We start from the raw sequence: 22,144 nt of genomic DNA, 5'->3' as shown, positions 1-22,144 counted from the left end.
CTGTATTTGCCACAACGCACAGGTATACTCCTGTCCTGGTTTTTTTAATCACTAAGTCGGAGTAGTTACCCTCCATGCAAGAAATTATGCAATTCGTTAGCCGCCATCCGGTTCTGAGCATCGCGTGGATTGGCCTGCTGGCTGCTGTGCTGTTCACCACATTTAAAGGCCTGACGTCTAAGATTAAGGTTATCACCCGTGGTGAAGCGACGCGTCTGATTAACAAAGAAGATGCCGTCGTGGTCGATCTGCGTCAGCGTGACGATTTCCGTAAAGGTCACATTGCTGGTGCTATCAACCTGTTACCTGCTGAAATCAAAGCGAACAACGTTGGCGAGCTTGAGAAACATAAAGCCCAGCCGATTATCGTTGTTGACGCGACCGGTATGCAGGCGCAGGAATCTGCCAGCGCGCTGCATAAAGCAGGCTTCGAAAACGTAACGGTTCTGAAAGAAGGTATTTCCGGCTGGAGCGGGGAAAATCTTCCTTTGGTTCGCGGTAAATAAGGAGTTCAGTAATGGCCAATATCGAGATCTATACCAAAGCAACGTGCCCGTTCTGCCACCGTGCAAAAGCGCTTCTGAACAGCAAAGGCGTAGCGTTCAAAGAACTGCCGATTGACGGTGACGCGATTAAACGCGAAGAGATGATCCAACGTAGTGGTCGTACGACGGTTCCGCAGATTTTTATTGATGCGCAGCACATTGGCGGCTGTGATGACTTGTATGCGCTCGATGCCCGTGGTGGACTCGATCCGCTGCTGAGCTAAGAGACTTTAGGACAATTAAAAAGGGTTTTTCCATGTCAGAACAAAACAACACCGAAATGACTTTCCAGATCCAGCGTATCTACACCAAGGATGTCTCTTTCGAAGCGCCAAATGCGCCACACGTTTTCCAGAAAGATTGGCAGCCAGAGGTTAAACTTGATCTTGATACCGCATCTACCCAACTGGCGGATGACGTGTATGAAGTCGTACTGCGTGTGACTGTTACTGCCTCTCTGGGCGAAGAGACTGCATTCCTGTGTGAAGTTCAGCAGGGCGGCATCTTCTCCATCGGCGGCATCGAAGGCAACCAGATGGCGCACTGCCTGGGTGCATACTGCCCGAACATTCTGTTCCCGTATGCTCGCGAATGCATCACCAGCCTGGTTTCTCGCGGTACATTCCCGCAACTGAACCTTGCGCCAGTTAACTTTGATGCGCTGTTCATGAACTATCTGCAGCAGCAAGCTGGCGAAGGTACTGAACAACATCAGGATGCCTGATGAGCACTCTTAATGCGTCAATGACTGTGATCGGTGCCGGCTCATACGGCACCGCTCTTGCCATCACGCTGGCAAGAAATGGTCACGAAGTGGTTCTCTGGGGCCACGACCCAAAACATATCGCGACGCTGCAACGCGACCGTTGCAACGTGGCGTTCCTCCCGGACGTTCCGTTCCCAGACTCCCTGCACCTTGAAAGTGACCTTGCGACCGCGCTGGCGGCCAGCCGCAACATTCTGATTGTGGTGCCGAGCCATGTGTTTGGCGAAGTGCTGCGTCAGATCAAGCCGCTGATGCGCCCTGATGCGCGCATTGTATGGGCCACCAAAGGGCTGGAAGCCGAAACCGGACGCCTGTTGCAGGATGTCGCCCGCGAAGCGCTGGGTGATGACATCCCGCTGGCGGTTATCTCGGGGCCGACGTTTGCTAAAGAGCTGGCCGCTGGCCTGCCGACGGCGATCTCGCTGGCATCAACCGATCAGGCTTTCTCCGACGATCTTCAGCATTTGCTGCACTGCGGCAAAAGCTTCCGCGTTTACAGCAATCCCGATTTTATCGGCGTACAGCTGGGCGGTGCGGTGAAGAACGTGATTGCGATCGGCGCCGGAATGTCCGACGGGATTGGCTTTGGTGCCAACGCACGTACCGCACTGATTACGCGCGGCTTAACCGAGATGTCCCGCCTTGGCGCAGCACTGGGTGCCGATCCGACCACCTTCATGGGCATGGCGGGCCTGGGCGATCTGGTGCTGACCTGTACCGACAACCAGTCCCGTAACCGCCGCTTTGGCATGATGCTCGGTGAGGGCATGGATGTGAAAGGCGCGCAGGAGAAGATTGGTCAGGTGGTTGAAGGCTATCGCAATACCAAAGAAGTTCGCGAATTGGCGCACCGTTTTGGTGTCGAAATGCCAATAACCGAGGAAATTTATCAGGTATTGTATTGCGGAAAAAATGCGCGCGAGGCAGCATTGACCTTATTAGGTCGTTCGCGCAAGGATGAGCGCAGCAGTAACTAGTCGCAGGGATTCTTGTTAGCACTATGACCCGGCCAGCACAGAACTGGCCGGTCATTAACATGTCGTCTGGAGTAAGCAATGCCGTGTGAAGAACTGGATATCGTCTGGAACAATATTAAAGCTGAAGCCCGGGCTTTGGCTGACTGCGAGCCAATGCTGGCCAGTTTCTATCATGCGACGCTACTCAAGCACGAAAACCTCGGCAGCGCCCTGAGCTATATGCTCGCCAATAAACTGGCTTCCTCGATTATGCCCGCTATCGCCATTCGTGAAGTGGTGGAAGAGGCCTATGCCGCTGACCCTGAAATGATCGCTTCTGCCGCCTGTGATATCCAGGCCGTGCGCACGCGTGACCCGGCGGTGGACAAATACTCTACGCCGTTGCTGTATCTGAAGGGCTTTCATGCCTTGCAGGCGTATCGCATCGGCCACTGGCTGTGGAATGAAGGCCGCCGCGCGCTGGCTATCTTCCTGCAAAACCAGGTTTCCGTGACCTTCCAGGTGGATATTCACCCGGCCGCGAAAATTGGCCGCGGGATCATGCTTGACCACGCCACCGGCATTGTCGTCGGTGAAACCGCGGTGATTGAAGATGACGTTTCGATTCTGCAGTCGGTCACGTTAGGCGGTACCGGTAAAACCAGCGGCGATCGCCATCCGAAAATCCGTGAAGGGGTGATGATTGGCGCGGGCGCCAAGATCCTCGGCAACATCGAAGTGGGTCGTGGTGCGAAGATTGGCGCCGGTTCGGTTGTTCTGCAGCCTGTTCCGCCGCACACGACCGCCGCTGGCGTACCGGCTCGTATTGTCGGTAAACCAGACAGCGACAAACCGTCGATGGATATGGATCAGCACTTCAACGGTATTCACCATACGTTTGAGTATGGTGACGGTATTTAACTCCTGAGAATGGCGCCCGGGTATCCCAGCTGGCGCCATGCTTCATACACCACCACCGACACCGCATTTGACAGGTTCATGCTGCGGCTGTCCGGCATCATCGGAATACGAATCTTCTGCTCAGCGGGCAGGGCATCAAGAATGGTGGCCGGCAGGCCGCGCGTTTCCGGGCCAAACATCAGATAATCACCGTCCTGATAGCGCACGGCGCTATGTGCCGGCGTGCCTTTGGTGGTCAGGGCGAACATGCGCTGTGGGTTTTCGCTTTCCAGAAACGCGGCGTAATCATGATGGCGAACCACGGCCGTAAATTCATGATAATCCAGCCCCGCGCGGCGCAGACGTTTGTCGTCCCACGTAAAACCCATCGGCTCGATGATATGCAGACGAAAACCGGTGTTGGCGCACAGGCGGATAATATTGCCGGTATTCGGCGGAATTTCTGGTTCGAATAAAACGATGTTAAGCATGCTGCCCCCTTAATTGCGGGGGCAGAATAGCAGAAACCGGGCCGCTTATGCGACGCCGAGATCCTGCGAGCGGCAACGGAGCATTTTGTAGAAGGTTGCCGCGGCCGCCAGCAGGGCGGGCAGGCTAAGGATCATCAAAATGCTGTCTGCCTGCCACTGCATGGAGAGAAGCTGCGCGCTGGTCATGGTGCCCGCCACGCCACCAAAGCGGCCAATGCCCTGCATCCAGGCAATGCCCGTTGCGCGACACTCGGTAGGATAAAAGGTGGCTGCCAGCGTCTGCATTCCCGATTGCGCGCCGTTCATCGCGATCCCCATCAGGAAAATCAGGCCGCCAAACAGGGCGATATGGTTATGTTCAATGCCGAGCGCCAGAATGAGCAGCATGGTCAGGACAAAGCCACCTGCGACCACTTTGTGTGCCTCCCAGCGATCCATCATCCAGCCCGCGAGAAGGATGCCTGCGGTACCGCCGAAGGTGAACAGCGAGGTGAGCCATGCGGATTCCGCGAGGGGATAGCCCATCCCCAGCATCAGCGTCGGCATCCAGCTAAGCAGGACGTAATAAATCACCAGCCCCATAAAATAGGTTACCCATAGCATCAGGGTGCCGGGCAGCCAGGGCTGTGAAAACAGCTGTGCTACGCTCCCTTTTTTGGCGGCGACCCGATCCTCTGCGAGGAAGAAACCGGTGACGCCATCGAGGGTCGTGCGGGCGAAACGGCTGGCGATACGGCGGATCTGCATCATGTCTTTCCCGCGCTGCACCAGGTATTTCACCGATTCCGGTAAAAACAGCATCAGCAGCAGCGTTAATATCAGCGGTGCTATCGCGCCGGTCAGCAGTACGCTTCGCCAGCCATGATGCGGGATAAGCCAGGACGATATCGCCCCACCGCCGGCCGCGCCCAGCGGGAAGCCGCAGTACATGGTATTAATCGCCATGGCGCGACAGCGCTGAGGGGCAAACTCTGAGATGAGGGTGATGGCGTTCGGCATGGCGGCACCCAGCCCCAGGCCCGTCAGAAACCGCCATAGCGTCAGGGTGTTAAGGCTTTGTGCCCAGGCCGTCCCCAGGCTTGAAAGGCCGAAGAACAGACAAGAAAAGACCAGTACGCGCTTGCGGCCTATCCGGTCCGATACCGGGCCTGCGACCAGCGCTCCCAGCGACAGCCCGAGCAGTGCTGCGCTCAGTACCGGTCCCAGATCCTGTTTGTGTATGCCCCATTCCGCCGACAGCGTGGGCGCAATGTAGCCCATTGCTGCGGTATCGAAACCATCGATCGCCAGCACCAAAAAGCCCAGCACGATGAGCTCCCAGTGAAACCCGGAAAAGGGACTGTCGTCGATCACCTGCTGAATATCCACCTGACCTGAATATCTCATACGCTCCCCTCTGATGTGATGGTGTTTTTGTGTTCTTGTATTTGCTTGTCTATACAATTGCGTGCGGCACAGGTATGTCAAATTTTCTTATCCAATATGTTACCTGGATGTTATTTTTGACAAAAAAAAGCGCCCGAAGGGAGTTCGGACGCGAGGAGAGGGGGAAGGGGGATCAGACGGGTGTCAGGCTGCGTCACCCTGGGCAAGCGGTGCCAGTGCGGCGGGTAATTTACCCAACTCCTGCACCAGAGAGTCCTTGCTGATTTCGCGAATCGTTTTTGCGCCGGTCAACGTCATCGCCACTTTCATCTCTTTTTCGATCAGGTTGAGCAGATTCGCCACCCCTGCCTGACCAGCCGTAGCCAGTGCATAAAGATATGCGCGTCCGAGCAATACGCTGTCTGCGCCAAGGGCAATCATACGCACCACGTCAAGCCCGTTGCGGATACCGCTGTCGGCGAGGATAGCGATTTCACCTTTCACCGCATCGGCAATCGCCGGCAGTGCGCGTGCGGAAGAGAGTACCCCGTCAAGCTGACGTCCGCCGTGGTTAGAGACCACAATACCGTCAGCGCCAAAGCGCACGGCATCGCGGGCATCTTCCGGGTCGAGGATCCCTTTGATCACCATCGGGCCGTCCCAGAATTCGCGGATCCACTCCAGGTCTTTCCACGAGATGGACGGATCGAAATTATTCGCCAGCCAGCCGATGTAATCTTCCAGCCCGGTGGGTTTACCGAGATAGGCCGAGATATTCCCCAGATCGTGCGGGCGACCATTCACACCGACATCCCAGGCCCATTGCGGGTGCGTTACCGCCTGCCAGTAGCGACGCAGGGCAGCATTTGGGCCGCTCATCCCGGAGTGGGCATCACGGTAACGGGCGCCAGGCGTCGGCATATCAACGGTAAAGACCAGCGTTGAACAGCCCGCGGCTTTGGCACGCTCCAGCGCATTGCGCATAAAGCCGCGATCGCGCAGGACGTACAGCTGGAACCACATCGGACGCTGGAGGGTCGGGGCCACTTCTTCAATCGGGCAGACGGAGACGGTGGAGAGGGTAAACGGAATACCTTTGGCATCCGCCGCCGCTGCCGCCTGGACTTCACCCCGGCGGGCGTACATGCCGCACAAACCGACTGGTGCAAGGGCCACCGGCATGGAAAGCGTTTCGTTAAACAGCGTTGTCTCAAGGCTCAGCTCAGACATATCTTTCAGCACGCGCTGGCGCAGCGCCACTTCCGACAGATCTTCCACGTTGCGGCGCAGAGTGTATTCGGCATATGCCCCACCGTCGATATAGTGGAACAGGAACGGCGGCAAAATGCGCTGCGCCGCGGCGCGATAGTCACTGGCTGCTGAAATAATCATGCTTTGTTCTCCCTGGAAATATCACTGTCGCCAGGCAGACGGGTAATACGCGCCTGTCGGGCCTGATCTTCATCGAATCGTTTAATGGTGGTGTGCACGAACCCCAGATGCGCCATCATCGCTTTGCGCGCGGCCTCTGCATCCCCGGCCAGAATGGCGTTGAGTACCGCCTCGTGCTGTTCGGTCAGTTGGGCAAATACCGGGGGGACCAGATACATACGCTGGCGGCTCTGCTTCACGGAGGATTGCAGCAGGTCGAAGAAACCGCGCATGGTCTGGAGCAGAACGACGTTGTGCGACGCTTCGGCAATCGCCAGATGAAACCGCACGTCCGCCTGCGAGGCAATGTCCGGGTCGCTGCTTTGGGTGGCGTCAAAGCAGGCTTTGAGCTTCTCTTTGTCGGCTTCAGTGGCCCGCATGGCCGCATGCCAGGCGGTACTGGTTTCGATGGCGTGCCGCGCTTCAATGATGTCGAAGCTGTAGTCCGGGTCGTTTTCCATCAGTGTTTTAAGCGGCTGCACGATGTTTTGTTCGGACCAGTCATCGTGCTGCCAGCGGACAAAGGTGCCGCCGCCCCGACGGCTTACCAGTACCCCTTCGCTGACCAGCGTCGCCAGCGCCTCACGCAGTGAGTTACGAGATACACCCAGTTGGGCGGCGAGCTGGCGCTCGGCGGGCAATTTCATGCCCGCTTCCAGCTGTTGTTCTTCAATCAGCGCCCGTACGCGAGAGGCAATCTCGTCGGACAGGCGTCTGGGCATGACTATCATGGGATCATCCAGGTTAAGACATAGGCCTGCAGGGTCGTGATCACCCCGACCATACAGGTGAATATCAGGCTGTGTTTCACGGTAAAGCGGAACAGGTCCGACTCTTTACCGACCAGTCCCACCGCCGCACAGGCAATGGCGATGGATTGCGGTGAGATCATCTTGCCGGTCACGCCGCCGGTAGTATTGGCGGCCACCAGAAGGATGTCCGATACGCCAATCTGCTGGGCTGCCGTCGCCTGCAGGGCCGCAAACAGGGCGTTAGATGAGGTATCTGAACCGGTCAGGAACACCCCCAGCCAGCCGAGGAACGGCGAGAAGAACGTGAAGGCGTGGCCGGTATGCGCCAGCGCAAGCGCCAGTGTCGATGACAGGCCGGAATAGTTCGAGATAAACGCGAACGCCAGCACCATGCCGATGGAGTAGATCGGCAGCATCAGCTCCTTAATGGTAGCCGCAAAAGTCTGTACTGCAGCCGCTGGCTTCATGCGTAACCACACCACAGACAGGATAGCGGCAAACAGGATTGCGGTGCCGGTTGCCGAGAACCAGTCAAATTTATACACCGCGGCATACGGCGTGGCGGTGTGCACCACGGGCGGCATACGGGCGACCATCTTGTCGAGGAACGGCACGGAGATGTTAATGACCATCTCATACAGTGCGCCACCCGGTGCGAACAGGGCCTTAAACGGTGGAATACTCCAGAGCGTAACCGTGGCGGTCAGGAACAGGAACGGAGACCATGCGCGAATGATTTGTCCCGCGGTATAACCCGTACGTGCCAGGGTTTGATCGACGTGTGAAGCACCCATATCGGCGAAACGGAAGATGCGTACCGGCTGCCAGCGTTTCAGGAACAGCGTCAGGCAGACCAGCGACACCAGTGAAGAGATAATGTCCGGCAATTCGGGACCGAGGAAATTCGAGCTGAGATACTGGGCAATAGCAAACGAGCCGCCAGCGACGACCACCGCAGGCCATGTCTCTTTCACGCCGCGCCAGCCATCCATAATCGCCATGATCCAGAACAGCACGATGATGGTCAGGAACGGCAGCTGACGGCCAACCATCTGGCCAATTTCAAAGCTGTCCAGACCGGTGACCTGCCCGGCGACCAGAATCGGGATCCCCATCGCACCAAACGCCACCGGCGCGGTGTTAACGATCAGACAAAGACCTGCAGCGTAAAGCGGGTTGAACCCCAGCCCGACTAACAGCGCCGCGGTGATGGCAACCGGTGCGCCAAACCCGGCCGCCCCTTCCAGAAAAGCCCCGAAGGAGAAACCGACAATCAGCATCTGCAGACGCTGGTCCGGGGTAATGGAGAGGATCGATGAGCGGATAATGTCGAACTGCCCGGTTTTCACCGAGATTTTGTAGACAAAGACCGCCGCGATGATGATCCACGCAATCGGCCACAGGCCGTAGAAGAAACCATAGACGACGGAGGCCAGCGCGCGATCGACCGGCATTTTATAGAAGAACAGTGCCACCATCAGCGCAATGGCAACGGTGTACGTCGCGGCCAGGTATCCCTTCAGCTTGAGCTTAATCAGCGCAAAGAAGAAGAACAGGATCGGAAGCGATGCGATCAGGCTCGACAGCCAGATATTGCCAGCCGGATCGTAGTTTTGTTGCCAGAGGCTCATGCAGGTCTCCTGAGGACCAGACAGTCTGCGTAGCGGGTGAGTCTCCGCTCATCTCTGCGTCACAAACTGTGTAAAAGTGGTCCTGCCAATATTGTGTTGTAGGGTGAATGACAATAAATGGTTAACCAGTTGTTATGAGTCAGCAATGATTTTGTGAGGGGAATTAGTGGAATTGTGAACCAGGAAAGTGATTACCGGGAGATTGGTTGGGCCAATTTTAAGCGGTGAGGGGGGCGACGCGGTATGGTTTTCGCCCTCTCGCCTGGGAGAGAGGGCGGGGGACGATCAAAACGCGGTCTTACAAAAACCCGTCATCTCTTTCAGACCCATTTCGCGACCAAGCTCGGTCATTGGATGAACCACCACCAGGCCACGGACGCTTTTCTTCAGCTTGCCCATGTCGGCCTGCTCTTTTTTAGTGATGGCGCGACGGTGCGGCATGCTCAACAGCTTTTGGGCTTCGTTGCTCAGCTTCTGGCCTTTGACTTCGCGCAGACGCTCGATTTCCGCTTCAAGCTTCTCACTCTCTTTCTCCAGCTCGGCATACTTCTCGGCGGACTCAACCAGTGAGAGACCAGCCATCTGGTGGCGGATCAGATCCAGGCGGTCGCTCAGGCGTTTAATTTCGTTCTTTTCGACTTCTTTCATGACAAATAACTCTGAAAACGGGGAATTTACAGGGAAGGATACACCAATGTGAGCAGGCTTACTTCTGAAACGCTTTTTTTAAGCTGATTCGGGAAATCAGCTCAGTCAGGGAAAGGACCATCGTGGAACGGACAACCTGTTGATAACGCAGCTTTTGCATCGCGTACAGCTCAGGGTCACTGTTATCAAAATGGGGAGCAGGGGGAAGCGCGGTGACGCAGTGTAGCTCGCCGAAGGGGCCAAGGATCTCATCATCGGTAAAGGTGTACTCATTACCGTCATGATTTAACTCTTCGCGCAGCGCCATCAGCAGCTCGGCATCTTCATACTCTTGTCGGTTCAACACGCCAAGACCATAAATCAACTTCAGACGTACCGATAAATCGCCCAGCGGTCCGTCTCCGTCCAGTAACGGTTCTACAGCATATTTTACCGCGTAGTCGTCTTTGCGAAACACCTGAAGTACCAGAATATTCACCGCCTCGGTTAGCAACTCGACGGCGGCAATCAGGAAACTTCGTACGGTTTTGCCAGCATTCAGACGCTCAAGCACACGATTTTCAAAGGCCTGGGTTTGTTCCATTATTGCCTGCATATCTGACAATCTGTTATTTGGGCGCAGGCTATCCTGCGCCGCACTCTGCATCATTTGATTGCGTTGTAAGCGTTCACCGCCTCCACAACCACGTCGCTGTTGGCATCCAGACCAGAGATCTGCGCCAGCGCACCCTGCGGGCCTTTATCGTTAATCAGCTGAGCCAGCTCCTGCGCCTGTGGATCCTGTTCGCTGCGGTAATGCATCGCGGCCGCAATCCCTTTCACCAGGTTGGCGTGCGCAAGACCATACTCCAGCGTGCCCAGCAGCGGTTTAATCAGGCGATCGCCCGCGCTCAGTTTACGCAGTGGCTGACGGCCTACGCGCTCAACGTCATCTTTCAGATACGGGTTTTCAAAACGACCGAGGATTTTCTGGATGTATGCTGCATGTTTCTCAGCATCAAAACCGTAGCGTTTGATCAGCACCGCGCCGCTCTCTTCCATTGCCCCTTTAACCACCGCACGGATGCTCTCATCGAGGATCGCGTCACGAATGGTCTGATGACCGGCCAATTTTCCGAGGTACGCGGTTATAGCATGCCCGGTGTTCAGCGTGAAGAGTTTACGTTCGACAAAGGCCATCAGGTTATCGGTTAATTCCATCCCCGGAATGGTTGGCAGCGCGCCTTTAAACTGGGTTTTATCGACGATCCACTCGCTGAAGGTTTCCACGGTCACTTCCAGCGGATCGTGGGTGGCGGATTCTGATGGCGGAACGATACGGTCAACGGCGGAATCCACAAAGCCGACGTGCGCTTCCACCCAGGCTTTATCTTCGTCCGCGACGGCGGCGAGCACATGGCCTTTCAGCTGCGTGGTGCCGCGCACCATGTTTTCACAGGCGATGATGTTCAGCGGTGTGTCGATGCCCTGCGCTTTACGTTTTGCCAGGCCTTTCGCCACCGCAGGGGCAATGCGCTCAAGCACCACCGGGCCAACGGCCGTGGTCACCAGATCGACACTGGCGATGAGGTCGATAACGTCTTCGCCAATGCTGCTTACCGCATTAACGCCAGATACCGTCTCAACCTGCTCGTTTTCGCCTACCACGTGTACCTGATAGCTATGACGGGCATTCAGGGCATCCAGGACTACCTGATTCACATCGGCGAATGTCAGCGTAATGCCTGCGTCTGCCAGCAGTTTACCGATAAAGCCACGACCGATATTACCTGCGCCAAAATGTAATGCTTTCATAGTATTAACCTTAATCAATGTTTTTACCCGAGAGGGCTGGGGTGAGGCTTTGCCCTCACCCTAACCCTCTCCCCACAGGGGGAGAGGGAAGAGGTTCCGTTACTTGTTCAACAGCGCCAGCACTTCTTCCACGCTGGTGGTGTTGGCCAGACGTTCAATGACAGAGTCGTCATCCAGCGCGTTGGTCAGGCTGGTAATCACCTGGATGTGCTCGTTGTTGCGAGCGGCGATACCAATCACCAGGCGGGCGATGTCGTCTTCTTCTTCACCGAAGCGTACACCATCCGGATACTGGCAGAACACCACGCCGGTTTTCAGTACGCGGTCTTTCGCTTCAACCGTACCGTGTGGAACCGCAATGGATTCACCCAGATAGGTTGGGGTCAGCTTTTCACGCTCCAGCATCGCGTCAACGTATTCAGGCTGCACGTAGCCGCCTTTCACCAGCTGTTCACCGGCAAAGCGAATCGCCTCTTCCTTGTGGGACGCCGTGCGGCCCAGGAAGATGTTTTCTGCGCCCAGGCGGAACAGGTGGCTGTCGTTCGCGTCAAAGCTGTCTTTCAGGCTGTCGCGGACTTTGACTTCATTATCTTCATGACGCTGCGCGGCCACCAGACGTTCGGTCAGGTTGGTGTACAGGCCGCTGTCCAGGAAGTTGGTCAGCGAAATGTGCTGTGCCTGAGGAACCTGACGCATCGCACGTTCGGTCAGATCGCGGTGCGTAATCACCAGGTCAACATCTGCAGGCAGGCTGTTGATGGCGCTGTTGGTGACGGAGATGTTGGTCAGACCCGCATCCTGCACTTTCTTACGCAGCACGCCGGCACCCATGGCGCTGGAACCCATACCCGCGTCACAGGCCACGATGATTTTACGTACGTGGCTCAGGTCGTTAGAGACATCGCCCGCCGCCAGCGGCGTTGCGCCTTTTGATTCGGCTTTCATGTCATGCATACGCCGGGTTGCCGCTTCGATATCGTCGTCTTCTTTCACTTTGCTGGTTTTCAGCAGGATAGAAGAGACCACGAAGGAGACGGCCATTGCCGCACAGATGGCTGCGATGTTAGCGAAATAGGCACCTTTCGGGGTCATCGCCAGGACCGCCAGGATGGAGCCTGGAGAGGCCGGAGAAACCAGACCACCGCCCAGCACGCTCAGGGTGAACACGCCCGTCATACCGCCGAGGATAACGGCCAGAATCAGACGTGGGTTCATCAGCACGTAAGGGAAGTAAATTTCGTGGATACCGCCCAGGAAGTGGATGATAGCTGCACCGCCCGCAGACTGTTTCGCACTGCCGCGACCAAAGAACATGTACGCCAGCAGAACACCCATGCCCGGGCCCGGGTTGGCTTCAATCAGGAAGAAGATGGACTTGCCGAGGTCATGAGACTGCTGAATACCCAGCGGCGAGAAGATACCGTGGTTAATGGCGTTGTTGAGGAACAGGATTTTCGCCGGTTCAACAAAGATAGACGCCAGCGGCAGCATGTCGTGCGCAACCATGAAGTTAACGCCTGCCGCCAGAACTTTGGACAGCACTTCAACCGCAGGGCCAATGCCGAGGAACGCCAGAATCGCGAGGATCATACCGATGATGCCCGCAGAGAAGTTGTTCACCAGCATTTCGAAGCCGGATTTGATCTTGCCATCAACCCAGACGTCGAATTTCTTAATTGCCCAGCCGCCCAGAGGGCCCGCAATCATTGCACCGAGGAACATCGGCATATCCGCACCGACGATAACCCCCATCGTCGTGATGGCACCCACAACGCCACCACGGTCTCCACCCACCAGACGACCACCGGTAAATCCGATAAGCAGCGGCAGCAGGTAGGTAATCATTGGGCCAACAAGTTTCGCCAGCGTTTCGTTAGGCAACCACCCTGTCGGAATGAACAACGCAGTGATGATACCCCACGCGATAAACGCGCCGATATTTGGCATCACCATATTGCTGAGGAAACGACCAAAGCTTTGAACTTTGATCTTGAAATCGGATGACATAAAACACCCCTTCTTCTGTTTACGCTTAGGCTTGCGGCCCGAGGTTTATTGTTAATGAGGCGGCAGAGGTAGCCGGGCCCTGTTCTGATGCTGTGAAATCTGGCACTGAATCGTTCAACTGTCCAGACGACGGAAATTTGTGTGATATGAATCACGTAAATGTAGGGGGTGCAGACATGAATGAAGTGATCTTCGTCACAAAAATGGTGGATAAAAAAAATACGATGGCGATAAATAAAGCAAAAACCACCCACTTATGTGATGTAAATCACATTTGGTTGTCGTGAGTTTGTTTCTGGATTGTGACTAATTTCACAAAAAATTTTTATGCAGAATTCTCCGGATGTGATCGGCGACAAATTCTGCCTGGCGATTCAACGCCAGGATGTCATGAAGTCACACATAAAGCTAAAAAATGACTTTTCATGTGTGGTATGGCGAAAAGCAATAAGGTACGTTACGCTCATATTGTAAGGTTAAGTCTATTATTATTCAGGATATATTTTGACACGCTTATAAACTTGCATGGAGATATTATAAAAAACGATACTCCCCGGCTCTGAAATATAAGTACACCTCGTATTTATAAAAAATTAATTAGGTTGCGTACCGTTTTATTAATTTAATGAGTTGACGTTGTTTAAGTGAGGAGAATATGTTTCTCAACTATTTTGCGCTGGGCGTATTGATTTTTGTATTTCTGGTTCTTTTTTACGGAATCATCGCCATCCATGATATTCCTTATAATATGGCCAAAAAACGGAATCATCCCCATGCGGATGCCATTCATACGGCGGGATGGATTAGCCTGTTTACGCTCCATGCGATTTGGCCGTTTCTGTGGATTTGGGCCACGTTGTACCGCGAAGATCGCGGCTGGGGGATGCAGAACCACATCTCAAAACCTGATGAGGTCCCGGGTATGGATGCTCTGACTAAACGTGTGGCCGAATTAGAACAAAAACTGGCAGCGGTACCTCCCACGGCTGACAAGAATACGCTGGAGCACTAATCATGGATCTGCTGATTATTTTGACCTATGTGGCCTTTGCCTGGGCCATTTTTAAAATATTCCGTATTCCGGTAAACCAGTGGACCCTCGCGACCGCAACATTAGGTGGGGTGTTTATTGTCGCCGGACTTATCCTGTTGATGAACTATAACCATCCCTATACCTTTACGGCGCAAAAAGCGGTTATTTCCATTCCGATTACGCCGCAGGTTACTGGGGTAGTGAGTGAAGTTACCGATAAAAATAACCAGCTAATTAAAAAAGGCGAAGTGTTATTTAAACTTGATCCGGGCCGCTATCAGGCGCGCGTCGACAGACTGCAGGCCGACCTGGTCACCGCCACGCACAATATCGACAATCTCAAAGCGCAGCTTGCGGAAGCGGTCGCCAATACCACGCGCGTGTCCGCTGAACGTGACCGCCTGTATAAAGATTACCAGCGCTACCTGAAAGGCAGCCGCGCAAAGGTTAACCCGTTCTCTGAAAGCGATATCGACAACGCACGGCAAAACTATCTGGCGCAGGATGCGCTGGTAAAAGGCTCGGTGGCTGAACAGACGCAAATACAAAGTCAGTTAGACAGTATGGTCAACGGTGAGCAATCCCAGGTTGCTTCCCTGCGTGCTCAGCTTGCTGAAGCGAAATACAACCTGGATCAGACCGTGGTGCGTGCGCCGAGCAATGGCTATATCACGCAGGTGCTGATTCGTCCGGGGACCTATGCTGCCGCGCTGCCGCTGCGCCCGGTCATGGTCTTTATTCCTGAACAGAAACGCCAGATTGTGGCCCAGTTCCGTCAGAACTCGCTGTTGCGTCTGAAGCCGGGCGACGAAGCGGAAGTGGTCTTCAACGCGCTGCCGGGCCAGGTCTTCTCCGGTAAGCTCACCAGTATTCTGCCGGTGGTGCCGGGGGGGTCATACCAGGCGCAGGGTGCGTTGCAGTCGCTGACCGTGATCCCTGGCACCGATGGCGTATTAGGCACTATCGAGCTGGAGCCGAATGCTGATGTCGATGCGCTGCCCGACGGCATTTATGCTCAGGTGGCGGTCTATTCGGATCACTTTGCTCACGTCTCGGTAATGCGTAAGGTGCTGCTGCGTATGACCAGCTGGATGCACTACCTCTATCTCGATCACTAACCTCTTCAGGGCAGGAATGCGACACGCATACCTGCCCTTTTTTCATCGCTTGATCCATACTGACTTTTTTCGGCATCAAGGATCAGGCAATGAAACTTATCGGCAGCTACACCAGTCCCTTCGTGCGAAAAATCTCGATTCTCCTGCTGGAGAAAGGGATTGAATTCGAGTTCGTCAATGAACAGCCTTATCACGCTGAAAACGGTGTGGCGCAGTACAACCCGCTGGGAAAAGTGCCGGCGCTGGTAACAGACGAAGGCCAGTACTGGTTTGATTCCCCCATTATTGCGGAGTACATCGAGCTGCTCGGCGTGGCCCCGGCGATGTTACCGGCCGATCCAAACGCGGCGCTGGCAATGAAGCAAATTGAAGCGCTGGCCGACGGTATTATGGATGCGGCGTTAACGTCCGTACGCGAGCAGGCAAGACCCGCCGCCCAGCAGTCTGAAACGGAACTGTTACGCCAGCGTGAAAAAATCAGCCGCAGCCTGGACTGGTGCGAACAGCTTATCCGGGAGGGAAAAATTCAACCCGATAGCCTGAACCTGGCAACGATAGCCATTGCCTGCGCCATCGGTTATCTCAATTTCCGGCACGTTTCCCCCGGCTGGTGCGTCGACCGTCCATTGCTGGTGAAGCTTGCAGAAACGCTCTTTCAGCGCGAGAGCTTTGCCCGTACCGAACCGCCAAAGGCTTGATGCGGGTTATAACACTTCGCAGCAGGAGGCGGTACAATCCCTTCTTATGTTGACTCCCTCTCCCGTCGGGAGGGGGGATGATATTTACTCGCCAGGCGCTTTCATGACAACTCATCACTCCCTGTACAGCCAGATCCCTGCAACCGACCGTCTTCTTCGCGAGCCGCGCGTGCATGCTGCCGTTGCGCGGTTCGGCCATACCGCGACGGTTGAAATATTACGTCTGCTTCAGGACGAAGCCCGCAGCCATATTCAGACAGAAAATGCATTGCCGGACTGGTGTGCGGCGTGGGGGCTGGAAGTGGAACTGAGGCTCGAGGAGAAAGCACAAAGCGCGTTACGCCCGGTCATCAACCTGACGGGAACCGTGCTGCACACCAACCTTGGTCGCGCTCAACAGGCAGAAGAGGCCGTCGCTGCGGTCGTGCAGGCCATGCGTTCCCCCGTGACGCTTGAGTACGATCTGGACGGCGCAGGGCGCGGACATCGCGATCGGGCGCTGGCGGACCTGCTCTGCGAGCTGACCGGCGCAGAAGATGCCTGCATCGTGAATAACAACGCGGCGGCGGTACTGTTAATGCTGGCAGCGACCGCCAGCGGTAAAGAGGTGGTGGTTTCCCGTGGCGAGCTGGTCGAGATTGGCGGTGCGTTTCGCATTCCGGATGTTATGCGCCAGGCGGGCTGTACCCTGCATGAAGTGGGCACCACCAACCGCACGCATGCAAAAGATTATCGCGCGGCAGTGAATGAAAATACCGGGCTGCTGATGAAGGTCCACACCAGTAATTACCAGATAGCCGGATTCACCAAAACCGTTGAAGAGGCGGAGCTGGCGGAGCTGGGCCGTGAGCTGGGTGTGCCAGTGGTGGCCGACCTCGGTAGCGGTTCGCTGGTCGATCTGAGCCAGTACGGTCTGCCAAAAGAGCCCATGCCGCAGGAGATGATTGCGGCGGGCGTCAGTCTTGTGAGTTTCTCCGGCGACAAACTGCTTGGCGGCCCGCAGGCGGGGATTATCGTGGGTAAACGTGCGCTTATTGCGAAGCTGCAGCAGCACCCGCTCAAGCGTGCACTGCGAGCCGATAAAATGACGCTTGCCGCGCTGGAAGCGACGCTGCGCCTTTATCTCCACCCGGAAAAACTGGCTGAACGTCTGCCCACGCTGCGCCTGCTGGCCCGAGATGCCGCCTCAATTCGCGCCCAGGGTGAGCTGCTCTTGCCACACGTTGCGCCGCACTACCCCGATTTTGACGTGCGCCTTGAAGCTTGTCAGTCGCAGATCGGCAGCGGTTCACTGCCGGTGGACAGGCTGCCCAGCGCAGCGCTCACGTTTACACCCCGTGACGGGCGCGGCAGCCAGCTTGACGCTTTGTCGGCGCGCTGGCGTGCCTTGCCAGCACCGGTTATCGGGCGCATTTACGATGGCCGAATGTGGCTGGATCTACGCTGTCTTGAAGATGAAGCGCGATTTCTGGAGATGCTGTTGAAATGATTATTGCCACCGCCGGTCACGTCGACCACGGAAAAACCACCTTATTACAGGCCCTGACCGGGGTGAATGCCGATCGTCTGCCGGAAGAGAAAAAACGCGGCATGACCATCGATCTGGGCTATGCCTACTGGCCTCAGCCTGATGGCCGGGTGCTGGGTTTTATTGATGTACCGGGACACGAGAAGTTTCTTTCTAACATGCTGGCGGGCGTCGGTGGCATCGATCATGCTCTGCTGGTGGTGGCCTGTGATGACGGCGTGATGGCGCAAACGCGTGAACATCTGGCAATTTTACAGCTGACGGGCAACCCGCAGCTGACCGTTGCGCTGACCAAAGCTGACCGCGTCGATGAGGCGCGACTCAACGGGGTACGCGAAACCGTGCAGGCGACCTTGCGGGAGTATGGATTTGCCGATGCGCCATTATTCGTCACCGTGGCGACAGAAGGGCGCGGTATTGACGAACTTTGCCACCATTTGCAGCAGCTTACTTCACGCGAGCATGCCAGCCATCATCGTTTCCGTCTGGCGATCGACCGGGCCTTTACCGTTAAAGGCGCGGGGCTGGTGGTCACCGGTACCGCGCTGAGCGGTGAAGTGAACGTGGGCGATACCTTATGGCTCACGGGTGCCAACGCCCCGATGCGTGTGCGCGGTTTGCATGCGCAGAACCAGCCCGTAGAGCATGCCCATGCCGGGCAGCGCATCGCGCTCAATATTGCGGGCGATGCGGAAAAAGAGAAGCTTAACCGTGGCGACTGGCTGCTGGCCGGTGTACCGCCAGAGCCTTCTGAGCGGGCGATCGTCGCCCTGCAGACGCATGTGCCGCTGACCCAATGGCAGCCGCTGCATATCCACCACGCGGCCAGCCATATCACCGGGCGCGTGTCACTGCTGGAAAACGACCTTGCCGAACTGGTTTTCGATTCGCCACTGTGGCTCGCGGATAATGACCGTCTGGTACTGCGTGACATTTCGGCCCGGGAGACGCTGGCCGGGGCGCGGGTAGTAGCGCTCAACCCGCCGCGTCGCGGCAAGCGCAAGCCGGAGTATCTGCAATGGCTGGGAGCGCTGGCGCAGGCCGCGGATGATAAAGCCGCGTTGCTTGTTCATCTTGAGCGCGGTGCCGTCAATCTGAGCGATTTCGCATGGGCTCGTCAGCTCAGCGCGGAAGGATTACGCCTGCTGACCCAGGAGCCCGGTTTTATTCAGGCGGGTAACAATTTACTGAATGCCCCGGTCGCAGCATGCTGGCAGCGCAAGGTACTGACCACGCTCGCCACTTACCATGAACAGCATCAGGATGAACCCGGCCCGGGACGTGAACGCCTGCGACGCATGGCGCTGCCGATGGAAAACGATGCGCTGGTGCTGCTGTTGATTGAAAACATGCGCGAAAGTGGGCTGATAAAAAGCCACCACGGCTGGCTGCATCTGCCGGATCACAAAGCCGGGTTCAACGCCGGGCAAGAGGCGATATGGCAGAAAGTAGCCCCGCTGTTTGGCGACGAGCCGTGGTGGGTTCGCGATCTCGCACGTGAAACGAATACTGACGAACAGGTGATGCGCCAGGTATTGCGCCATGCGGCGCAGCAGGGATTAATCGTCGCGATCGTGAAAGATCGTTATTACCGTAACGATCGCATTGTGGCGTTTGCTAACCTGATCCGCGAGCTGGATCAGGCGCGAGGCACGACCTGCGCAGCAGATTTCCGCGATCGGCTGAACGTCGGGCGCAAGCTGGCGATTCAGATCCTGGAATATTTCAACCGCATCGGCTTTACCCGTCGTCGTGGCAACGATCATTTATTGCGGGATTCGTTATTATTTCCTGAAACTCCGTGACCCCCGTCGTAAACACCGTTACCGGCTGGCGAGAAAATCGCCAGCCGGAACTACCCTTGTTGTACACCAACAGCAAGGAGACGGTCATGACAAACAATCCTCCCTCATCGCGTATCCAGCCTGGCGAGTATGGTTTTCCCCTCAAGCTGAAGCCCCGTTATGAAAACTTTATTGGCGGCGACTGGGTTGCACCCGTCGGCGGCGAATACTATTCCAATCTGACGCCCGTTACCGGCCAGCCGCTGTGTGAGATAGCCAGCTCCGGCAAGGGGGATATCGATCTGGCGCTGGACGCCGCGCACAAAGCCAAAGACAAATGGGGGCATACCTCTGTTCAGGACAGAGCGGCGATATTGTTCAAAATCGCTGACCGGATGGAACAGAATCTGGAGCTGCTGGCAACGGCGGAAACCTGGGATAACGGCAAGCCAATCCGTGAAACGATGGCGGCAGACGTGCCGCTGGCCATTGACCACTTCCGCTATTTTGCCTCCTGTATTCGCGCTCAGGAGGGCGGAATTAGCGAGGTAGACAGCGACACCGTGGCCTACCACTTCCACGAACCGCTGGGCGTGGTGGGGCAGATCATTCCGTGGAACTTCCCGTTGCTGATGGCGAGCTGGAAAATGGCGCCCGCGCTGGCGGCGGGTAACTGCATTGTGCTCAAACCGGCCCGCCTGACCCCGCTGTCAGTCCTGCTGCTGATGGAAGTCATTGGCGACCTTCTCCCGCCAGGCGTGATTAACGTGGTGAACGGGGCGGGGGGTGAGATAGGGGAATATCTGGCGACCTCAAAACGGATCGCCAAAGTCGCGTTTACCGGGTCGACGGAAGTGGGTCAGCAGATCATGCAGTACGCGACCCAGAACATCATTCCAGTGACCCTGGAGCTGGGCGGTAAATCGCCGAACATTTTCTTCGCCGACGTCATGGAGGAAGAGGATGCCTTCTTCGATAAAGCCCTGGAAGGCTTTGCGCTGTTTGCTTTTAACCAGGGTGAAGTCTGTACCTGCCCAAGCCGCGCGCTGGTGCAGGAGTCTATCTATGAGCGCTTTATGGAGCGAGCCATTCGCCGCGTCGAGTCTATCCGCAGCGGTAACCCGCTTGATAACGTGACCCAGATGGGCGCGCAGGTCTCGCACGGGCAGATGGACACTATCCTCAACTACATTGATATCGGCAAGAAAGAAGGGGCGGATGTCCTGACCGGCGGTCGGCGTAAAATGCTGGGCGGCGATCTGCAGGACGGGTATTACCTGGAGCCGACGATCCTGTTCGGCAAAAACAACATGCGCGTCTTCCAGGAGGAAATTTTCGGACCGGTGCTGGCCGTCACCACCTTCAAAACGATGGAAGAGGCGCTGGAGATTGCTAACGATACGCCGTATGGCCTCGGGGCTGGCGTCTGGAGCCGCAACGGTAATCTGGCTTATAAAATGGGGCGGGGCATTCAGGCCGGGCGCGTGTGGACCAACTGCTACCATGCTTATCCGGCGCACGCGGCTTTTGGGGGCTATAAGCAGTCGGGCATTGGGCGTGAAACCCACAAGATGATGCTGGAGCATTACCAGCAGACGAAATGCCTGCTGGTGAGTTATTCCGATAAACCACTGGGGCTGTTCTAACCCTCCAGCTCAGGCTGCCCCTGGGCAGCCTGAGCAATTTGCTGACGCAGGCAGTTCAGTACGCCGTCCAGAATGTACTGCACGCGCCAGGGCTGGTATTCACGTTTGCGGAATATCGCCGTCAGGTCGAGCCACCACTCTTCCTGATGGGGGAAGCAGGGAACCAGAGAACCACTCTTAAGCTCTTTTTTCAGGCTTTCTTTCGGCGCAAAAACAATACCGAGATTATTTCGTGCCAGTTCCAGCGCCGTCTGCGTATTGTCGCAAATATAATTTCCGGTCACTCTGTAATCATATACGGTCTCACTACCGTGGACGCGAAAACGCCAGATGTTCGCCTCATCCACCAGCATCGAGTCTATTAAAATACAGGAGTGATTCATTAAATCTTCAGGTCCGGTTAAGGGGTGGTTTTTCAAATATTCTTCTGTGGCAAATGCCGTGACGGAATATTTCGTTAACACACTGGCGACCAGACTTTCATCTTTCGGCTGAGCATAGGTAATGAGAATATCGCAATCATCGGGGAACGAGACCCCTTCGGAATATTCATTACGATCCAGGTTGTATGTTTTTAACGAGATGCGGATATCACCGATGTCCTCAATCTGATGGATCACATGTCGCGCCAGATACATCACGATACCCGTTGGGGCGTAAATGGTCACTTTTCCACGCTTCTCATGCTTATAATCAGCAATGAAATTAATGAGCTGGCTATTTTTATCCAGCGTGGCGTCAATGTAGGGGAGTAACGCTTCGCCAAACTGGGTTAGCGCAAGCTGACGGGTCGTGCGCTCAAATACTTTTAGACCGACACGCGTTTCAAAATCAGAAAGGTATTTACTGACGTTAGCCTGTGCCATGCCCAGCAGGGCTGCGGCATCGCCAATACTGTGGGTGGCTGCGATGACGGAAATAATTTTTAACTCGCGTGGCTTTAGCTGGAACTTATTCATCATGCGCACCCATCTATATGTTTTTATATATAATATTATATAAACTGCAGCGTTGCATTGGCAAATTTGTAACCATTATTATTCGCCTCGCT

At 55.8% G+C, this 22,144-nt stretch carries 21 protein-coding genes; 11 read left to right on the top strand and 10 right to left on the bottom strand.

The annotated features are described in order from the left end of the window. Positions 1-74: 74 nt before the first annotated feature. The 5 genes from QE396_RS16230 to cysE all read left to right on the top strand — a co-directional run bounded on the left by QE396_RS16230 (position 75) and on the right by cysE (position 3,188). Complete coding sequence (locus QE396_RS16230; RefSeq protein WP_014168077.1) at positions 75-506, top strand: rhodanese-like domain-containing protein; 432 nt, start codon at positions 75-77, stop codon at positions 504-506. Positions 507-517: 11 nt separating this feature from the next. After that, positions 518-769: a glutaredoxin 3 gene (grxC, locus tag QE396_RS16225; protein WP_014168078.1), complete on the top strand. Its 252-nt coding sequence runs from the start codon at positions 518-520 to the stop codon at positions 767-769. A gap of 32 nt (positions 770-801) precedes the next feature. Then, positions 802-1,269, top strand: coding sequence for a protein-export chaperone SecB (gene secB, locus QE396_RS16220; protein WP_014168079.1), 468 nt, complete (start codon positions 802-804; stop codon positions 1,267-1,269). After that, positions 1,269-2,288 (top strand): NAD(P)H-dependent glycerol-3-phosphate dehydrogenase, encoded by a 1,020-nt coding sequence (gene gpsA / locus QE396_RS16215; RefSeq protein ID WP_014168080.1) that lies wholly within the window; start codon positions 1,269-1,271, stop codon positions 2,286-2,288. The genes secB and gpsA overlap by 1 nt, the downstream gene beginning before the upstream one ends. 78 nt (positions 2,289-2,366) lie before the next feature. Next, positions 2,367-3,188: a serine O-acetyltransferase gene (cysE, locus tag QE396_RS16210; RefSeq protein WP_008502718.1), complete on the top strand. Its 822-nt coding sequence runs from the start codon at positions 2,367-2,369 to the stop codon at positions 3,186-3,188. Here cysE and trmL read toward each other — a convergent pair. The 9 genes from trmL to QE396_RS16165 form a co-directional block, all read right to left on the bottom strand. Next, positions 3,185-3,658: a tRNA (uridine(34)/cytosine(34)/5-carboxymethylaminomethyluridine(34)-2'-O)-methyltransferase TrmL gene (gene trmL / locus QE396_RS16205; RefSeq protein WP_014168081.1), complete on the bottom strand. Its 474-nt coding sequence runs from the start codon at positions 3,656-3,658 to the stop codon at positions 3,185-3,187. The two genes, cysE and trmL, sit on opposite strands and share 4 nt — an antisense overlap. 45 nt (positions 3,659-3,703) lie before the next feature. Further along, positions 3,704-5,044 carry an aromatic acid/H+ symport family MFS transporter gene (locus QE396_RS16200; RefSeq protein ID WP_020882670.1) on the bottom strand — a complete coding sequence of 447 codons (1,341 nt, stop codon included), beginning with the start codon at positions 5,042-5,044 and terminating at the stop codon, positions 3,704-3,706. Between the two features lie 183 nt (positions 5,045-5,227). After that, on the bottom strand, positions 5,228-6,415 hold the full coding sequence (gene lldD, locus QE396_RS16195; RefSeq protein ID WP_020882669.1) for an FMN-dependent L-lactate dehydrogenase LldD: 1,188 nt from the start codon (positions 6,413-6,415) through the stop codon (positions 5,228-5,230). Beyond that, positions 6,412-7,185: a transcriptional regulator LldR gene (lldR, locus tag QE396_RS16190; protein WP_014168084.1), complete on the bottom strand. Its 774-nt coding sequence runs from the start codon at positions 7,183-7,185 to the stop codon at positions 6,412-6,414. The genes lldD and lldR overlap by 4 nt, the downstream gene beginning before the upstream one ends. Next, the gene (lldP, locus tag QE396_RS16185; protein WP_020882668.1) at positions 7,182-8,837 is read right to left on the bottom strand and encodes an L-lactate permease; all 1,656 of its coding nucleotides are present in this window, start codon (positions 8,835-8,837) and stop codon (positions 7,182-7,184) included. Before lldP ends, lldR begins: the two co-directional genes overlap by 4 nt. Before the next feature lie 285 nt (positions 8,838-9,122). Then, positions 9,123-9,485, bottom strand: a complete 363-nt coding sequence (locus QE396_RS16180) for a YibL family ribosome-associated protein (RefSeq protein ID WP_014168086.1) — start codon at positions 9,483-9,485, stop codon at positions 9,123-9,125. Between the two features lie 58 nt (positions 9,486-9,543). Beyond that, positions 9,544-10,131 carry a mannitol operon repressor MtlR gene (gene mtlR, locus QE396_RS16175; RefSeq protein ID WP_025206446.1) on the bottom strand — a complete coding sequence of 196 codons (588 nt, stop codon included), beginning with the start codon at positions 10,129-10,131 and terminating at the stop codon, positions 9,544-9,546. Continuing rightward, positions 10,131-11,279: a mannitol-1-phosphate 5-dehydrogenase gene (gene mtlD, locus QE396_RS16170; protein ID WP_020882667.1), complete on the bottom strand. Its 1,149-nt coding sequence runs from the start codon at positions 11,277-11,279 to the stop codon at positions 10,131-10,133. The genes mtlR and mtlD overlap by 1 nt, the downstream gene beginning before the upstream one ends. A 99-nt stretch (positions 11,280-11,378) precedes the next feature. Then, on the bottom strand, positions 11,379-13,286 hold the full coding sequence (locus QE396_RS16165; RefSeq protein WP_014168089.1) for a PTS mannitol transporter subunit IICBA: 1,908 nt from the start codon (positions 13,284-13,286) through the stop codon (positions 11,379-11,381). Positions 13,287-13,941: 655 nt separating this feature from the next. Between QE396_RS16165 and QE396_RS16160 the strand changes: the two genes are divergently transcribed. From QE396_RS16160 to QE396_RS16135, 6 genes are all read left to right on the top strand, one after another. Then, positions 13,942-14,298: a DUF3302 domain-containing protein gene (locus QE396_RS16160; RefSeq protein WP_014168090.1), complete on the top strand. Its 357-nt coding sequence runs from the start codon at positions 13,942-13,944 to the stop codon at positions 14,296-14,298. Between the two features lie 2 nt (positions 14,299-14,300). Further along, the gene (locus QE396_RS16155) at positions 14,301-15,437 is read left to right on the top strand and encodes an HlyD family secretion protein (RefSeq protein ID WP_014168091.1); all 1,137 of its coding nucleotides are present in this window, start codon (positions 14,301-14,303) and stop codon (positions 15,435-15,437) included. 89 nt (positions 15,438-15,526) lie between these two features. After that, entirely contained in the window at positions 15,527-16,135 is a 609-nt protein-coding gene (locus tag QE396_RS16150) for a glutathione S-transferase (protein ID WP_014168092.1), read from the top strand. 103 nt (positions 16,136-16,238) lie between these two features. Next, a complete protein-coding gene (gene selA, locus QE396_RS16145; RefSeq protein WP_020882665.1) occupies positions 16,239-17,624 on the top strand; it encodes an L-seryl-tRNA(Sec) selenium transferase in 1,386 nt (461 codons plus the stop codon). Continuing rightward, on the top strand, positions 17,621-19,468 hold the full coding sequence (selB, locus tag QE396_RS16140; RefSeq protein WP_020882664.1) for a selenocysteine-specific translation elongation factor: 1,848 nt from the start codon (positions 17,621-17,623) through the stop codon (positions 19,466-19,468). The genes selA and selB overlap by 4 nt, the downstream gene beginning before the upstream one ends. Before the next feature lie 86 nt (positions 19,469-19,554). Next, on the top strand, positions 19,555-21,093 hold the full coding sequence (locus QE396_RS16135; protein WP_020882663.1) for an aldehyde dehydrogenase family protein: 1,539 nt from the start codon (positions 19,555-19,557) through the stop codon (positions 21,091-21,093). Here QE396_RS16135 and QE396_RS16130 read toward each other — a convergent pair. Further along, complete coding sequence (locus tag QE396_RS16130; protein ID WP_059305611.1) at positions 21,090-22,055, bottom strand: LysR family transcriptional regulator; 966 nt, start codon at positions 22,053-22,055, stop codon at positions 21,090-21,092. The genes QE396_RS16135 and QE396_RS16130 overlap by 4 nt on opposite strands. Positions 22,056-22,144 lie beyond the last annotated feature (89 nt).

It is taken from the genome of Enterobacter sp. SORGH_AS_0287 (assembly GCF_031453695.1).
GTDB lineage: Bacteria > Pseudomonadota > Gammaproteobacteria > Enterobacterales > Enterobacteriaceae > Enterobacter > Enterobacter ludwigii.
This window is presented reverse-complemented; position numbering and strand designations above follow the sequence as displayed.

Coding starts and splice junctions, on each gene's coding strand:
- QE396_RS16230 (WP_014168077.1), top strand. CDS start 75: ATGCAAGAAATTATGCAATTCGTTAGCCGCCATCCGGTTCTGAGCATC.
- grxC (WP_014168078.1), top strand. CDS start 518: ATGGCCAATATCGAGATCTATACCAAAGCAACGTGCCCGTTCTGCCAC.
- secB (WP_014168079.1), top strand. CDS start 802: ATGTCAGAACAAAACAACACCGAAATGACTTTCCAGATCCAGCGTATC.
- gpsA (WP_014168080.1), top strand. CDS start 1,269: ATGAGCACTCTTAATGCGTCAATGACTGTGATCGGTGCCGGCTCATAC.
- cysE (WP_008502718.1), top strand. CDS start 2,367: ATGCCGTGTGAAGAACTGGATATCGTCTGGAACAATATTAAAGCTGAA.
- trmL (WP_014168081.1), bottom strand. CDS start 3,658: ATGCTTAACATCGTTTTATTCGAACCAGAAATTCCGCCGAATACCGGC.
- QE396_RS16200 (WP_020882670.1), bottom strand. CDS start 5,044: ATGAGATATTCAGGTCAGGTGGATATTCAGCAGGTGATCGACGACAGT.
- lldD (WP_020882669.1), bottom strand. CDS start 6,415: ATGATTATTTCAGCAGCCAGTGACTATCGCGCCGCGGCGCAGCGCATT.
- lldR (WP_014168084.1), bottom strand. CDS start 7,185: ATGATAGTCATGCCCAGACGCCTGTCCGACGAGATTGCCTCTCGCGTA.
- lldP (WP_020882668.1), bottom strand. CDS start 8,837: ATGAGCCTCTGGCAACAAAACTACGATCCGGCTGGCAATATCTGGCTG.
- QE396_RS16180 (WP_014168086.1), bottom strand. CDS start 9,485: ATGAAAGAAGTCGAAAAGAACGAAATTAAACGCCTGAGCGACCGCCTG.
- mtlR (WP_025206446.1), bottom strand. CDS start 10,131: ATGCAGAGTGCGGCGCAGGATAGCCTGCGCCCAAATAACAGATTGTCA.
- mtlD (WP_020882667.1), bottom strand. CDS start 11,279: ATGAAAGCATTACATTTTGGCGCAGGTAATATCGGTCGTGGCTTTATC.
- QE396_RS16165 (WP_014168089.1), bottom strand. CDS start 13,286: ATGTCATCCGATTTCAAGATCAAAGTTCAAAGCTTTGGTCGTTTCCTC.
- QE396_RS16160 (WP_014168090.1), top strand. CDS start 13,942: ATGTTTCTCAACTATTTTGCGCTGGGCGTATTGATTTTTGTATTTCTG.
- QE396_RS16155 (WP_014168091.1), top strand. CDS start 14,301: ATGGATCTGCTGATTATTTTGACCTATGTGGCCTTTGCCTGGGCCATT.
- QE396_RS16150 (WP_014168092.1), top strand. CDS start 15,527: ATGAAACTTATCGGCAGCTACACCAGTCCCTTCGTGCGAAAAATCTCG.
- selA (WP_020882665.1), top strand. CDS start 16,239: ATGACAACTCATCACTCCCTGTACAGCCAGATCCCTGCAACCGACCGT.
- selB (WP_020882664.1), top strand. CDS start 17,621: ATGATTATTGCCACCGCCGGTCACGTCGACCACGGAAAAACCACCTTA.
- QE396_RS16135 (WP_020882663.1), top strand. CDS start 19,555: ATGACAAACAATCCTCCCTCATCGCGTATCCAGCCTGGCGAGTATGGT.
- QE396_RS16130 (WP_059305611.1), bottom strand. CDS start 22,055: ATGATGAATAAGTTCCAGCTAAAGCCACGCGAGTTAAAAATTATTTCC.